Annotated in this window: 16 protein-coding genes; 10 read left to right on the top strand and 6 right to left on the bottom strand. The window is 64.6% G+C overall.

Translation table 11 applies throughout. The annotated features are described in order from the left end of the window. Positions 1 to 427: hypothetical protein (locus GH664_RS17260; RefSeq protein ID WP_194270433.1), on the top strand; the 427-nt coding region annotated here is incomplete at its 5' end. Here GH664_RS17260 and GH664_RS17265 read toward each other — a convergent pair. Together GH664_RS17265 and GH664_RS17270 are read right to left on the bottom strand one after the other, a co-directional pair. After that, on the bottom strand, positions 408 to 1,166 hold the full coding sequence (locus GH664_RS17265) for an SDR family oxidoreductase (RefSeq protein ID WP_153169309.1): 759 nt from the start codon (positions 1,164 to 1,166) through the stop codon (positions 408 to 410). The genes GH664_RS17260 and GH664_RS17265 overlap by 20 nt on opposite strands. A gap of 63 nt (positions 1,167 to 1,229) precedes the next feature. Further along, positions 1,230 to 2,159, bottom strand: a complete 930-nt coding sequence (locus GH664_RS17270; protein ID WP_153169310.1) for a DMT family transporter — start codon at positions 2,157 to 2,159, stop codon at positions 1,230 to 1,232. 280 nt (positions 2,160 to 2,439) lie between these two features. On the opposite strand from GH664_RS17270, the gene trmA reads away from it, so the two are divergent. After that, entirely contained in the window at positions 2,440 to 3,534 is a 1,095-nt protein-coding gene (gene trmA, locus GH664_RS17275) for a tRNA (uridine(54)-C5)-methyltransferase TrmA (RefSeq protein ID WP_153169311.1), read from the top strand. Positions 3,535 to 3,563: 29 nt separating this feature from the next. Here trmA and GH664_RS17280 read toward each other — a convergent pair whose 3' ends face one another. The 3 genes from GH664_RS17280 to antA all read right to left on the bottom strand — a co-directional run bounded on the left by GH664_RS17280 (position 3,564) and on the right by antA (position 6,481). Then, positions 3,564 to 4,484, bottom strand: coding sequence for a DMT family transporter (locus GH664_RS17280; protein ID WP_153169312.1), 921 nt, complete (start codon positions 4,482 to 4,484; stop codon positions 3,564 to 3,566). Positions 4,485 to 4,587: 103 nt separating this feature from the next. Then, positions 4,588 to 5,088 (bottom strand): anthranilate 1,2-dioxygenase small subunit, encoded by a 501-nt coding sequence (gene antB / locus GH664_RS17285; RefSeq protein WP_153169313.1) that lies wholly within the window; start codon positions 5,086 to 5,088, stop codon positions 4,588 to 4,590. Between the two features lie 4 nt (positions 5,089 to 5,092). Beyond that, on the bottom strand, positions 5,093 to 6,481 hold the full coding sequence (gene antA / locus GH664_RS17290; RefSeq protein ID WP_153169314.1) for an anthranilate 1,2-dioxygenase large subunit: 1,389 nt from the start codon (positions 6,479 to 6,481) through the stop codon (positions 5,093 to 5,095). Between the two features lie 241 nt (positions 6,482 to 6,722). On the opposite strand from antA, the gene GH664_RS17295 reads away from it, so the two are divergent. Next, on the top strand, positions 6,723 to 7,751 hold the full coding sequence (locus GH664_RS17295; RefSeq protein ID WP_228111590.1) for an AraC family transcriptional regulator: 1,029 nt from the start codon (positions 6,723 to 6,725) through the stop codon (positions 7,749 to 7,751). Between the two features lie 187 nt (positions 7,752 to 7,938). Next, positions 7,939 to 8,412 (top strand): universal stress protein, encoded by a 474-nt coding sequence (locus tag GH664_RS17300; RefSeq protein ID WP_153169315.1) that lies wholly within the window; start codon positions 7,939 to 7,941, stop codon positions 8,410 to 8,412. 88 nt (positions 8,413 to 8,500) lie between these two features. Here GH664_RS17300 and GH664_RS17305 read toward each other — a convergent pair whose 3' ends face one another. Next, positions 8,501 to 9,457 carry a LysR family transcriptional regulator gene (locus GH664_RS17305; protein ID WP_153169316.1) on the bottom strand — a complete coding sequence of 319 codons (957 nt, stop codon included), beginning with the start codon at positions 9,455 to 9,457 and terminating at the stop codon, positions 8,501 to 8,503. 215 nt (positions 9,458 to 9,672) lie between these two features. On the opposite strand from GH664_RS17305, the gene uraH reads away from it, so the two are divergent. The 6 genes from uraH to GH664_RS17335 all read left to right on the top strand — a co-directional run bounded on the left by uraH (position 9,673) and on the right by GH664_RS17335 (position 14,541). Further along, entirely contained in the window at positions 9,673 to 10,023 is a 351-nt protein-coding gene (gene uraH, locus GH664_RS17310) for a hydroxyisourate hydrolase (protein ID WP_153169317.1), read from the top strand. A gap of 30 nt (positions 10,024 to 10,053) precedes the next feature. Next, entirely contained in the window at positions 10,054 to 11,247 is a 1,194-nt protein-coding gene (locus GH664_RS17315; RefSeq protein ID WP_153169318.1) for a urate hydroxylase PuuD, read from the top strand. A gap of 33 nt (positions 11,248 to 11,280) precedes the next feature. Beyond that, positions 11,281 to 11,829 carry a 2-oxo-4-hydroxy-4-carboxy-5-ureidoimidazoline decarboxylase gene (uraD, locus tag GH664_RS17320; protein WP_153169319.1) on the top strand — a complete coding sequence of 183 codons (549 nt, stop codon included), beginning with the start codon at positions 11,281 to 11,283 and terminating at the stop codon, positions 11,827 to 11,829. A gap of 50 nt (positions 11,830 to 11,879) precedes the next feature. Further along, positions 11,880 to 12,812: an allantoinase PuuE gene (puuE, locus tag GH664_RS17325; protein WP_153169320.1), complete on the top strand. Its 933-nt coding sequence runs from the start codon at positions 11,880 to 11,882 to the stop codon at positions 12,810 to 12,812. A 72-nt stretch (positions 12,813 to 12,884) separates the two neighbouring features. Beyond that, a complete protein-coding gene (alc, locus tag GH664_RS17330; RefSeq protein WP_153169321.1) occupies positions 12,885 to 13,934 on the top strand; it encodes an allantoicase in 1,050 nt (349 codons plus the stop codon). A 94-nt stretch (positions 13,935 to 14,028) separates the two neighbouring features. Further along, on the top strand, positions 14,029 to 14,541 hold the full coding sequence (locus GH664_RS17335) for an ureidoglycolate lyase (RefSeq protein WP_153169322.1): 513 nt from the start codon (positions 14,029 to 14,031) through the stop codon (positions 14,539 to 14,541). The last annotated feature ends 122 nt before the right edge of the window (positions 14,542 to 14,663 follow it).

Below are 14,663 nucleotides of genomic sequence, written 5' to 3' on the forward strand. Positions count from 1 at the left end.
CGAAACGACTTCGCCGCAACAACCAAGCACCCACACTTATCGGTTGTTCAACTTTTTAAAGAACCGCTGCATCGCTGCAGCAGAGAAACGAAATTATGATCAACTCAGAACAACTCGTCAACCCCCCCGCGCCGCCCTTCCGAATCCGGCTACTCCCACACCGAACCCCGCAACACAGGATTCCCGCCTCCCACTCCCCCAACACCGCACCGGCCAAAACCACCGCAGCGCTCAAAGAGGGGCGCATTATAAACAGCAAAAGAAAGTGGTCAAGGGCTTCGAAGAAAATCTCAAAGGAACCGTGCTGCTGGGCTTCTCCGCCAATCCGATCCGACCGACACCGGCCAACGGCTTTCCGACGGACTCAGCCGCGCATCGGCAGCCTGAAACGCATCAACCAGCCGCGACTATTTCCGGTGAATGGTGAATCCATTCCAGGTCTGGCTGACTGGCATGATTTCGAGATTGTTGATGTTGATGTGCGGAGGCTGGTTGAGCAGCCAGAAGCAGGTCTCGGCAATATCGGTGGGCTGCACGGGATCGGCGCCTGCATAGGTGGCGTCGTAGCGAGCCTGATCACCACGAAAACGCACGAGGGTGAATTCGCTCTCGCACAGTCCCGGCTCGAGATTGGTCACGCGCACGCCTGTGCCGGCAAGATCGCAACGCAGGTTCAAGGAAAACTGATGCACGAAGGCCTTCGTGCCGCCATAGACATTCGCACCGGGATAAGGCCAGTTGCCAGTGGAGGAGCCGATATTCACGATGCTGGCGCCTGCGCCATGAGCGATCAGCCTGGGCAGCAACATGCGCGTCGTGTACATGAGCCCTTTGACGTTGGTGTCGACCATCGTCTCCCAGTCGTCGAGGCTGCATTCGTGCGCCGGGGCAATTCCCAGTGCCAGGCCGGCGTTATTGATCAGACCGCGAAGTCGCGCGAACTCGTCCGGCAAACCATCGATCGCTTGCTGCATCGCAGCCCGGTCGCGGACATCGACAACCAATGGCAGCACCGGTGTCTGCTCGGACAATTCCTCTGCAAGCGCGTCGAGACGATCCTTGCGACGACCGGTGATGATCAGCTTCCAGCCGGCGGCAGCGAACCGCCGTGCGCACGCCTCACCAAAACCCGAGGTCGCGCCGGTGATGAAAAGGCTTGATTCCATGGTTCCTCCCACTCAAAAACCAGATCAAAGAGACTGGCGTCGCCCACCCGAGGGGCAGGCTCATCACCGGGCAGCGGTTCGCACCTGCGGTGCGCGGCGGGCGATCGCGCCACGCCACATGGTCGCGATGATGCCGCCGAAAACGAGCGTCATGCCCGCGTAGTGATACCACTGCGGAGCCTCGCCGAGGATCAGCGCCGAAAGGATGGACGCAAACACCGGCTGCAGGTGGATGAAAAGCGACCCGATCGAGGGCCCGACGACGGCGACTCCGGCGTTGAAACAGACGAATCCGAGGAAGGCGGCGGCGACGCCCGCATAAAGCACGCCGGCGACCGAACCCATGTTCAGGTGGATCGTTGCACCAGTGCTCAATTCCCACAGATACATCGGCGCCATCACCGCAAGCCCGACCACGATGAACGCGGCGAGCAGGAGCATCGGGTGTACGCCTTGCGGACGCCACTGCAGACCCACCGTGTAGATGCTCCACGAAAGCACCGCAACCAGCATCCAGATGTCGCCCGTATTAAGGGTGAGCCCGAGCAGCACCTCCACGCTGCCACGACTGATCAGCACTGCCACGCCAAGGAGGGAAATCAGCACGCCGAGCGCTTCCATCCGGCTCAACCGCTTGCCGAGGAACAGAAAGGCCAGCGCGATCGTCGCCACGGGGATGAAGGAATTCAGCAGCGTCGCGCTGGTGGCGGTCGTGTACTGCACCGCGACGTAGGAGAAAGTGTTGTAACAACCGACTCCGAACACGCCGAGAAAGAGCACCCGTTTCCACGCCGCGCGCAGCGCCGGCCATTGGCTGCGCAGATGAGGCAAGGCAAGTGGAAGCACGCAGGCAAACGCGACCACCCAGCGCCAGAACGCAAGGGCGACAGGCGGGAGGTCAGCTCGCAGGCCTCGACTCATCACCATGTTGCCCGCCCAGAAGAGCGAGGTCACCGTGAGAAGGAGATAGGCAGTGGTGCGGGTGCGCGTCATATTGATCTTGTGGCTCTGCAGACAAATTTATCGAACCTGAATGATCGTTATCTTCTTTAGTCGGATAAAGCCCCGACAATCGGCTAGACCATTCGTAATCGGCAAACAATTCGCGCCACCATACAGCTCATGGTGCACCCGCCTGCATGAAGCCGGGCCGGCGCAGAGGACACCTGCCGGTATCGACGCCACGGTCGCGCGAGCACTCGCGGTCGGTGCGCATCACGTAGAATCCGCGACCCGGGCGCCCTTCCCGCCAGATTTTTTCGCAAAGCCGAACATGCCGCTTCCCAGCTTCAACCCCGACGAGTATCACTCCCAGCTTGACGCCAAGGCCAGCCGCTTCAAGGCAGACTTTGCGGCATTCGGCCTGCCCGAACCCGAGATCTTCAGCTCGGAGCCGCTGCACTATCGCATGCGGGCGGAATTCCGCATGTGGCATGAGGGCGATCGAGTCGATTATGCGATGTACGATCCGGCGGACCCGCGCAAGCCCGTGGCGATCAACGACTTCCCCGCTGCGGCCGCACCGATTGCCGAAGCGATGCCTCGCCTGCGCGAACGCTTGAATGGCTCCGAAATCCTGAAGCGCCGGCTGTTCCAGGTCGACTTCCTCGCGACCTTGAGTGGGGAGTTGATGATCACCCTCGTCTATCACCGTCCGCTCGATGAAGCCTGGGAGACCGCCGCGCGCGCGCTGGCGACCGAGCTCAAGGTTCAGCTCATCGGCCGCAGCCGCAAGCAGAAGATCGTGCTGGACCGCGACTGGCTGCTGGAGGAGTTCGAACTGGACGGCCGTCATCTGCGCTATCAGCAGATCGAGGGGAGCTTCACGCAGCCTAACGGCGGCGTCAATCGCAAGATGCTGGCCTGGACGCGCACGCAGGCGGCGGGCATCGGCGGCGACCTGCTGGAGCTTTACTGCGGCAATGGCAATTTCACGATCGCGCTGGCACCGCTGTTCGATCGCGTCCTCGCGACTGAACTCAGCAAGCCCTCGGTGAACGCGGCGCGCTTCAACCTCGATGCGAATGCCGTAGACAACGTGACGATGGTCCGCATGTCGAGCGAGGAGATCAGCGACGCGATTGCCGGCGGACGCCAGTATCGACGCATGCAGGGGATCGACCTCGATGCCTATCGCTTCGGCACGCTGTTTGTCGACCCTCCCCGCAGCGGCCTGGACGAGGCGACGCTGCAACTGGCTCGAAGCTTCGATAACGTGCTCTACATTTCCTGCAACCCGGAAACGCTGAAGCAGAACGTCGCCGCCCTGCAGGACACGCACCGCATCGCTGCGGCTGCCGCGTTCGACCAGTTTCCCTACACTCATCATCTGGAGTGCGGCCTGCACCTCGTCCGCCGCCAGGCCTGACCCTCGCCGAGACGGTCTGAACCGGGAAATCAACGCCCACGCGAGGACACCGCGATCCCCGCGACGATCAGCAGGAAGGCCAGCCCATGGTAGGCATGTGGCCATTCCCCGATCGCCGCCGCGGACAGGACGGCCGCGAACAGCGGCGTGAGGTTGTAGAAGATGGCGGCCATCTCGGGCCCCGCCTCGGCCACCGCGAGACCCCAACTGCGGTAGGCGATGATCGATGGACCGATGGCCATGAAACCGATCGCCGCCGCCAGCCCCCATGACCACTGCGCTGGCGCCCCTGGAGCGACCACATCGCCCACGAGCGCGCTGGCGACCGCGCACGGAACGCCGAACACCGCCTGGGCGACGAGGAATTCCGCCCAGTTCCATGCGGGTCGCCGGTCGCCGAGCGTGTGTGCCGGCGGCTTCGCCAGCATCCAGCTATAGACGGACCAGCCGAGGATGGCCAGCAGCATCAGCAGATCGCCCTCGACGAACTCGACGCGCGTCAGGCTCGAAAGATCGCCGCGCGACAGCACGAGCGCCACGCCCAGCAGCGACAGCGCAGCGCCAACGAGTTGCAGGCGCTTGGGCGTCACCCCATAGGCCAGCGCACCGATCGCCATGGTCCACACCGGCGAACTCGAGGCGATCAGAGTGACGTTCAGCGGCGTGCTGGTGCGCAGCGCCATGTACTGCAAGGCGTTGTACCCGCCGATGCCGATCAGCCCCAGCGTGCCAAGGTAGCCCCAGCGCGCAGCGATCTGCGCCCTCGCCTCCGTCGTCGCCAGCGCGCGCCAACCAAACAACAGCAGCAGCACGAAGGCAACCACCCAGCGCAAGGCGTTCAGCCACAAGGGGCTGATGCTGTCGATCGACATGCGGCCGACCACCGCGTTGCCGGCCCACAACAGCGGCGGGGTCGCCAGCAAAACGGCAAGGCGGGGAGACAGTTGCATCGGAGCTCCGGGACCTTCCTGCCCGTGGGCCCGGCGAGGCGCGCGGGCAGGAGGTGATACCAAGGGCCCGCCAGTTTAACCAGCGGGTCGTCCCGGCGGACACTCAGAGGTGATAGAAGTCCAGCACCGCGTTGATCGTGTCGTTCAGCAGCACCACATGCTTGCGCGTGATCTTCCAGCTCTCGCCGGCAGGCTTGAGGTGATAGGTCGCATAGCCGAAGAAATGACCCGGCACTGCGAAGCGATAGTAGTGCGTGGACCAGTTCACCCTGACCTCCAGTTCACCGTCGGTCCCGCCCGCACGAGGGGCGATGCGCACGTTGCTGATCTGGTGCTGCGTGCGCGGCATCGGCGTGCACGCAGCCGACTTGCCGGTGCGGATGCGGTACACGCGATCCTCCAGGCCGGAGCGGTTCGCGTAATAGATCAGCGACATGCCCCGCTTGGGATCGGTCGTGTATTCGTGCTCGGACGACCATTGCGGCACATGGAATTCGCTCTCCTCGTCGAACATGTCGAGGTAGGCATCCCAGTCCTGCGTGTCGCACAGCTCGGCCTTGCGGTACATGAACTGCTCGACCGCGTATTGAAGATTCGGATTCATTCGCTTACTCCTCGTTCGCCATCTGCAGTTTCTTGTCCAGGCCCTTCAGCAGGAACTTCTGCCAGGCGCCGTGCTGATTCACGTACAAACCCTCCTGGGTGAATTCGGTGCCGGTCAGCACCGGGCGGATGCCGATCGCCTTGCTGTTGGCAGTCTCGCCCTCGACCCACTTCTGGTGGCCGCGCGAGATGTCGCTCCAGCGCTCCAGCCGCGCCTCGAAGCCGCGCTGCGCTTCACGGAACTCAACCAGATCGTCCGGGGTGCCCATGCCCGACACGTTGAAGAAGTCCTCGAACTGGCGGATGCGGCTCTCGCGGTCCTTGTCCGACTCCCCCTTCACACCGATGCAGTAGCTGTGGATTTCGGTCTTGTTCCACGCCACCGGACGGATCACCCGCAGTTGCGAACTGATCTGGTCCATGAAGAAGAGGCTCGGGTAGATGTTCAGATTGCGCAGCCGGTGCATCATCCATTCCGCCTTGGACTGGCCGAACTCTTCCACCAGCCGCGGCATGATGGTCGCGTAGCCGGGGCGCACCGACGGGTTCGGCATGTCGCTGAACAGCAGGCTGTGGCCATTGCGGAAGGAGAAGAAGCCATCGTCGGTTTCGGCGTCGCCGGCACCCAGCTTGCTGTAGTCCAGCGTGCTTTCCACCTTGCCGCCCTTGTCGGCGTTAACCTCGTGGCGATGCTTCACGGTGGCGACGTAGTTGTAGTGCACCGTGCTGACGTGATAGCCGTCCAGCCCGTTCTCGCACTGCAGCTTCCAGTTGCCGTCGTAGGTGTATTGCGAGCGCCCGGGCAGCACTTCGAGCTCGCCCGTGGGTGACTGCGCCACCATCATGTCGAAGAAGGCCTTGGCGTCGCCGAGGTATTCCTCCAGCGTCTCGGTACCGTCGACATCCAGGTTGATGAAGACGAAGCCCCTGTAACTCTCGATGCGCGCCTTCTTGAGGTCGTGCTTGCCGAGATCGAAATTCTCCTCGTACTCGGAAGGCGCCTTCACCTTCAGCAGGCGGCCATCGCTCTTGTACGTCCAGGCGTGGAACGAGCAGGTGAAGCTCGACGCCTTGCCCTTGTGCAGGCGCGTCAGGGTCGCGCCGCGATGCTGGCAGGCATTGACCAGGGCGTTGAGCTTGCCGTCCGCGCCGCGGGTGATGATCATCGGCTGGCGACCGGCACGCATCGTCACATAGTCGTTCGGGTTGGCGATCTCGCTCTCGTGGCAGGCGAAGATCCAGTTCTTCTCGAAGATCATCTCCATCTCGAGATCGAACAGTTCCGGCTCGGTGAACATCTCGCGGGCGATGCGATAGACGCCTTCGGCCGGACGGAAGTCGAGGCAGTCTTTGACGAAATCACGCCATTCGGCGTAGGTGCGCTGGGTATTCATGTTGTCCCCTCATGTCAGGTGTGCGACGGGGGCCATTACACGCCTGTCGTGCCAGACGCTCTATCCGCGGAGTTGGCCATTTCTGTCCACTTTTTCCAGGAGGGGATGAACGCGGCTGCCGGGCGCTGCGCCACCGATTGCGCGGCCGGACGAAAAAGCTATGATTTACAAGGAAGTGAGCGACAGACTCACTCGCACTCGACGACTCCAGCCCAAGCCCCCCGACGGGACACCCTCCCCGATGCCGAGACACATCGTTCCTCTTGCCCCCGAAGCTGCCGAAACACCTGACATCCGCGTGGTACGCCGCGACCTGGATGGCGCGCGCTCCTGGATGGAAGCCATCTGCGGGCCGCACTGGCTCAAGGTCGGGGCACCAAGCCGGCTGCAGTTCCAGCATTCCGGCAACGTGCTGAAATCGATGTCGACGACGATGGGTCTGATCGAGTACGGCACCGACGTCACCGTCGGCATCGACACCGAGACACCGCTCAACTGCTACAGCGTCAGCCTGCCCGTCTCCGGCCAGCAGGAATTGTCGATACGCGGGAACCTGCTCGTCTCCGACCCCGACACCGGCGTGATCGTGTCGCCCGACGCCCTGCAGGAACTCACCATCGCCGGCAACTGCCGCAAGCTGCTGGTCGCCATCCCGCGCCCGGCGATGCGCCAGGTGCTGGAGGAACTGCTGCAGCATCCGGCGGAAAAGCCGCTCGTCTTCGAACCGGGCATGGACGCCGCCAATGGCCGCCAGGCCTCGTGGTGGCGCATGGTGCGGCACATGGTCAGCGAGATGGAGGGTGCGGCCGGCGACCTGTACGGCAACGCCTTCTTCTCCGGTGATCTCGAGAAGGCGCTGATCAAGGGGCTGATCCTGTCGCAGCCCAACAACTACACGACCGAACTCGAACAGGCCGGGAGCGTGAGGCTGCCGCATTACCTGCTGCGGGCGCGCGACTTCATGCACGCGAACGCGCGCGAGGACATTGCACTGGAAGACATCGAGGCGGTCTCGGGCGTGGCGCGCTCCCGGCTGTTCGAGGACTTCAAGCACTACCTGGGCCTGTCGCCCATGGCCTACCTGAAGAAGTTCCGCCTCGAGCAGGTGCGCCGCGCGTTGATCACGGACCGCGGAACCGGCAACGTCTCGTCCATTGCGATGGACTGGGGCTTCTCCCACCTTGGTCGCTTCTCGATCGAGTACCGCAAGCTCTTCGGCGAGACACCATCCCAGACGCTGGCGCGCCATCAGGCCAAGGCAGCGGGATGAGGCGGGCACTACCCCACCCGTCGCGACCATGCCCGGGACCGGCCATCACGCAATCCATATGTAGGCTATCAGCCACGGCATCGCATGGGCCCCGGCCCCGCTCGTAAACTCGGGTTGACGATGCGATCGCGTGCAGCAAGCCGGCCACGGTCGTCCAGTTACGAACTCGCCCACCTGGAGCTGAAGCATGAGCTACGAAATCAAGTCGATCCTGTACGCCTCCGATCTCACACCCCGCTCGCCCGCGGTGTTTCTGCATGCGGTCGGCCTCGCCATGAAGTTCGGCGCCAAGCTTCACGCGGTGACCGTCACGCTGCCTGCCACCAGCCTGCCCTACGAGGAGTTCATCAGCGAAGAAAAGATGGACGAGATCAAGCTGGCCGGCCACAAGAAGGCCGAGGCCCTGCTACGCCAGCGCATCGACGTCTTTGCCGAGACCCATCCCGACCTCGACGTGAAGAGCGTGCTGGCCAGCGTACGGGCGCTGGAAGGCGAACCCTCGCGCCGCATCCTCGACGTGGCCAAGCATGTGCTGGCTGACGTCATCGTGATGGGCTCGCGCGGCCACAGCACGCTGGGCGAACTGCTGCTGGGCTCGGTCGCCCACAAGGTCACCATGAAGGCCGACATCCCGGTCATGCTGGTGCCGATCGACCGCTGACTGCCTGCCTCTCCAAGGATGCGGCCGTGGCGGCTGGGCGGAAAAGCCTGCTCAGCCGCCACGGCCGCATCCTTTGTCGCAATCGCGCTCAGGCAGGTTTTGCGGCGGCGGCAGCTTGCGTGGCGATGTGGCGGCCGCACTCCGCTAGCAGCCGCCGCAGCCAGCGGTGGCCGGGAGACTGGTGGTTGCGTTCATGCCACAACTGGTAGAAGCGCATGGGCGGAAACGCGATTGGCGACGGGATGATCGCAAGCGGCAACAGGTCCGCATAGAACTGTGCAAAGTGACGCGTGGTCGTGAACACCAGGTCGGTGTTCTGCAGAAGATAGGGCGCAGCGGTGAAGGACTGCACCACCACGCGTTCGTCGCGGTTGATGCGCATCGACGCCAGCACGCTGTCGATCACCCCTCGCTGGCTGATCGAATACGGCATGGGCACCACATGCACTGCGCGCTGGAAGTCCGCAAGGCTCATGCCCTTGCGTGCCGCCGGATGGCTTGCCGAGACGAGCAGCACGATCTCGTCCTCGAGCAGCATCGACAGGTGCATGCGGTGCGGCGGCTCCGGCCAGTTGCCGATCACCACATCCAGGTCGCCCTCCGCGAGCGAGCGCTCGAAGTCGAAGTTCGGCCCGAGTGAATGCAGCGCCAGCCTGGCCTGCGGCGCCTCGCGGCGAAAACGCTCGGCGACGGCGGCGACGAACAGGGGCGCGAGGTAGTCCGGTGATCCAATGCGGAACTCGTGGCGCGTAGTCTGCGGCTCGAACGACTCGGGCGCATCGACCATGCGATCGATCTCGGCCAGCGCGCCCTTGGCGTGGGACAACAGCGCCAGCGCGCGCTCGGTCGGCACCATGCCGCCCTTTTCGCGCACCAGCAGCGGGTCGCCCAGGATGTCGCGCAGCCGCTTCAGCGCGGCGCTGATTGCCGGCTGCGACTGGTTCAGGCGCAGCGCGGTGCGCGACACACTGCGCTCGGTGATCAGCAGCACGAAGACGCGCAACAGATAGGTGTCCAGCGGGTCGTCGATGCGTCTTCCAGTCATATCCGTCTCCTCATCCCATCATTCTCATTCGTCGACGCACACCCAGAGCGGCTCGCGGGTGGCCACGGCGCAGAGTGTCGGCCTGCAGGCCCGCGTACAAAATACGAAAATAAATATATCACTTATAAAGTCATATCCATTTCCATAACACAACGCAGACTTACACTGCGCTCACACGATCCCCGCACACACGGAAACGACAAGGAGACAGCAGCATGGGACGCCTCACCACCCACGTACTCGACACCGCCAGGGGAACCCCCGGCGTCGGCATCACCGTGACGGTCTACCGCCTCGACGGCGAGCGCCGTGTAGTCGCCAGTACGGTCACCAACCACGACGGCCGCTGCGACAAGCCCCTGCTCGAGGGCGCCGCGCTCGAGACCGGCAAATATGAAATCATCTTCGCGGCTGGAGACTACTTCCGCGCCCAGGGGCTGAACCTGCCCGAACCGCCTTTCGTCGATGAAGTCGCGCTGCGCTTCGGCATCGCCAACACCGACCAGCATTACCACGTGCCGCTGCTCGTCTCGCCGTGGAGCTACTCCACCTACCGCGGCAGCTAACCCCAGCTTCACGGACATAGAGACAAGCAAATGGAAACCTACCTGTTGGACTGGGCCAATCTCCTGGTCCGCTGGCTGCACCTGATCGCAGGCATTGCCTGGATCGGCGCATCCTTCTACTTCGTCATGCTGGACAACTCCCTGAAAGCGCCGAAGAACCCGAATGATGCCAAGCGCGGCGTATTCGGCGAACTCTGGGCGGTGCACGGCGGCGGCTTCTACCACAGCCAAAAATACCTCACCGGCCCGAAGGGCGAGCCGCTGACCGAGGACCTCCATTGGTCCAAGTGGGAAGCCTACACGACCTGGTTGTCCGGCATGGGCATGCTCGCCATCGTGTACTGGATCGGCGCCTCCAGCTACCTGATCGACAGCAACGTCATGGCCCTGACGCCAGCGGCAGCGGTAGGCATCTCCATCGCCTTCCTGATCAGCGGCTGGGTCTTTTACGACATCCTGTGTCGCAACATGATCGGCAAGGACGGCCTGCTCGCCGCGATCGTCTTCGTCTTCGTGATGGCAGCGAATTACCTGCTGCACCACGTCTTCTCGGCCCGCGGAGCATACATCCACGTCGGTGCGATGCTCGGCACGATGATGGCAGCCAACGTGTTCTTCCACATCATTCCTGGCCAGAAGAAGATGGTCGAGCAGATCCGCCGCGGCGAGGCCGTTGACTCCATGCCCGGCATCGTCGGCAAGCAGCGCTCGGTTCACAACACCTACTTCACGCTCCCGGTGCTGTTCATCATGATCAGCAACCACTACCCGATGACCTACGCCAACAAGCACGGCTGGCTGATCCTCGGCGTGGTGATGCTCGCCGGCGTGCTGATCCGCCAGTTCTTCGTTCTGCGCCATCGCGGCCAGGTCAAGACTTGGCTGCCGGCTGCCGGCGCCGCCCTGCTCGCCCTGCTGGTGGTCGTGATGGCGCCGAAACAGGTCGATGCCGGTGGCGAAAAGGTCAGCTTTGCGACCGTGAAGAGCACCCTGGAGCAGCGCTGCGTCACCTGTCACGCCGCGCAGCCCAAGCAGGAAGGTTTCGCCCAGCCGCCCAAGGGCGTGATGCTGGAGACGCCCGAGCAGATCGCACAGCACGCCGCCAAGATCGCGGAGACGGTCGCCAGTGGCTACATGCCGCTCGGCAACCTGACCCAGATCACCGACAAGGAGCGCGAGGCGATCGCAATCTGGTACGCCCAGGGCGCCCGCCTCAAGGATTGAAACCGCATACGAACACGGCTGGAAGACATCACCATGACTCAGAACACCGCCACACCCGATCGCACCGAGGCCGCGCTGGCCGAACTCTCCCGACTGACGCAGGACGATTTCGTCGCCCGGCTCGAGGGTATCTTCGAACATTCCCCCTGGATCGCCGAGCGCACCTGGAGCGCCGGCCCCTTCCACACCATGGATGCGCTGCACGCCGCCATGTGCCTGGTCGTCGATACCGCCTGCAAGAACGAACAGCTTGGCCTGATCAGCGCCCACCCGGAGCTCGCGGGCAAGGAAGCAGAGGCAGGCACGCTGACGACCGCCTCCACCGGCGAGCAGCGCGGCGCCGGCCTCGACCAGTGCAGCAAGGAAGAACTGCAGCGCCTGCGCGATCTGAACAAGGCGTACCGTGTGCGCTTCGGCTTTCCCTTCGTGGTCGCGGTGAAGGGGCTCACCCGCCACCAGATCATGGATCGTGTCGAAGCTCGCCTTGCCAACGACCGCGACACTGAATTCCGTACCTGCCTGAACGAGATAGGCAAGATCGCGCGCTTCCGGCTGGACGCCATGTTCGGCGCGAGCGTGTGACGCTCCGCCCTGCTCCGACACTCCCCCACCGCCTTTTCCGGATCGACATCATGACTTCGAACCAGGCCTACCCTCGCGACCTGATCGGCTACGGACGGACCCCGCCGTACGCCAACTGGCCCGGCCGCGCCCGCGTCGCCGTGCAGTTCGTGCTGAACTACGAGGAAGGCGGCGAGAACTGCGTGCTGCACGGTGATGCCGGCAGCGAGCAGTTCCTGTCCGAACTGTTCAACGCCGCCAGCTACCCCGAGCGCCACCTGTCGATGGAAGGCATCTACGAGTACGGCTCGCGCGTGGGCGTGTGGCGCTTCCTGCGCGAGTTCGAGCGCCGCGGCCTGCCGATGACGATCTTCGGCGTGTCGATGGCGCTCGAGCGCCACCCCGAGCTCACCGCCGCGTTCAAGGAGCTCGGCCACGAGATCGCCTGCCACGGCTGGCGCTGGATCCATTATCAGAACACGCCCGAAGAGGTCGAGCGCGAGCACATGAAGATCGGCATGGAGATCATCGAGCGCCTGACCGGCGAGCGCGCGCTGGGCTGGTACACCGGCCGCGACTCGCCGAACACCCGGCGCCTGGTGGCCGACTACGGCGGTTTCCTGTACGACTCGGACTACTACGGCGACGACCTGCCGTTCTGGACCGAGGTGCAGAAGACCAGTGGCGAGACCGTGCCGCACCTGGTGGTGCCCTACACGCTCGACACCAACGACATGCGCTTCGCGCTGCCGCAGGGCTTCTCGCACGGCGACGAGTTCTTCGAGTACCTGCGTGACGCCTTCGACGTGATGTACGCCGAGGGCGACGAGCGCCCGGCGATGATGTCGATCGGCATGCACTGCCGCCTGCTCGGCCGGCCGGGCCGCTTCAGGGCGCTGCAGCGCTTCCTCGACCACATCGAGAAGCACGACCGCGTGTGGGTGTGCCGCCGCGTCGACGTCGCCCGCCACTGGATCGAGCACCACCCCTACAACGCGAAATAAGTTTTCAGCGCAGGCGGGCCCGCAAGACTGCGGGATCCGCCTCAAACCCCCCGAACCCAAAGGAGAACCCCCATGGCCAGCCACACTCCCGGCGCCCCCGTCTTCGCCCCACCCGCCGACCTGCCCGACTGGGCCCTGCGCTCGGTCGACCTCGCCAACCCGCGCCTGGGCGCCAAGGCGCTCGCCGCCTCCGACGACTTCTTCGCCGAAGTCTCGCGCATGCTCAACCCCGAGCCGGCCCAGTTCGTCCCCGGCAAGTTCGACACCAACGGCAAGTGGATGGACGGCTGGGAATCCCGCCGCAAGCGCGTCGCCGGCCATGACTGGGCGCTCGTCAAGCTCGGCGTCAAGGGCGTGATCCGCGGCTTCGACGTCGACACCTCCCACTTCACCGGCAACTACCCGCCGGCCGTCTCCATCGAGGCCTGCGTGTCCGACACCGACGACGTCGAGGCGCTGAAGGCCGCCACCTGGACCGAGATCCTCCCCGCCACCGCCTGCGGCCCCAACAGCCACCACATCCTGGCGTGCGCGAGCGATGCGGCATGGACCCACCTGCGCGTGAACATGTATCCCGACGGCGGCATCGCCCGTCTGCGCGTCTATGGCCGCCCGGTCGGCACGCTCGCCGCCAAGGCCGCCTCGGGCGAGCTGGTCGACCTGGTCGCGATGGAGAACGGCGGCCGCGCCGTGTCCTGGAACGACGCCAGCTTCGGCTCCTCCGCCTCCGCCCTGCTGCTGCCGGGCCGTGGCATGAACATGGGCGACGGCTGGGAAACCCGCCGCCGCCGCGAACCGGGCAACGACTGGTGCGTGATCGAGCTGGGCGCCCCCGGCACGGTCGACAAGATCGAGGTCGACACCGCCTTCTTCAAGGGCAACTACCCCGACCGCTGCTCGGTGCAGGCCGCCTATGTGACCGGCGGCACCGACCGCTCCATCACCACCCAGTCGATGTTCTGGCAGACCCTGCTGCCCGAGCAGAAGCTCGAGATGGACGCCATCCACACCTTCACCGAACAGGTCGCCAAGCTCGGGCCCATCACCCACGTCCGCTTCAACATCTTCCCCGACGGCGGCGTCTCGCGCCTGCGCCTGTGGGGCAAGGTCGAGCCCAAGTAAGCAGCGCCCCGCCGCCCCGCATGCGCTGCCGCCCGGCCAGTCCGGCGCCAGCGCATGCGGGTGCGGCGAGCCCCACAATCTACGGGAGCACCCCATGTCCGCGAAAACCGCCATCACGCTCGACGTGCTGCCGCTGACCCGCGAAGCCTTCGCACCCTACGGCGACGTCATCGAGGCCAGCGACGCCGCCCGGCACTTCACGATCAACGCCGGCAATACCGAGCGCTACCACGACCTGGCCAACATCGAGCCCGGCCCCGAGGGCCGCGTCATCGTGTCGATCTTCCGCGGCCAGCCGCGCTCCCTGCCCTTCACCGTCCAGATGATGGAGCGCCATCCGCTCGCCTCCCAGGCCTTCATCCCCATGTCGGGCAAACCCTATCTCGTCGTCGTCGCCCCGGCTGGCGAAGCCCCCGGTGTCGAGCAGCTCAAGGTCTTCCTCGCCCGTGGCGACCAAGGCGTCAATTACGCCACCGGCGTCTGGCATCATCCCCTGCTCGCGCTCGAAGGCGTGTGCGACTTCCTCGTCGTCGATCGCAGCGGGCCCAACCCAAACTGCGACGAGATCCAGCTCGAGGCGCCCGGCGTCATTCCCGCCGCGGCCTGATCGCAGCAGCCGGTTGCATGCCTTCCGGGGCGATGCATCCAGCATGATTCACCGGGGGCTGCCTACGTGCAGCCCCTGCGTCATTGAAGCCGGACAGATCCGGCCGGGCCCCGCGAACCAGA

The sequence above is a fragment of the Thauera sp. 2A1 genome (assembly GCF_009469595.2).
Lineage (GTDB): Bacteria > Pseudomonadota > Gammaproteobacteria > Burkholderiales > Rhodocyclaceae > Thauera.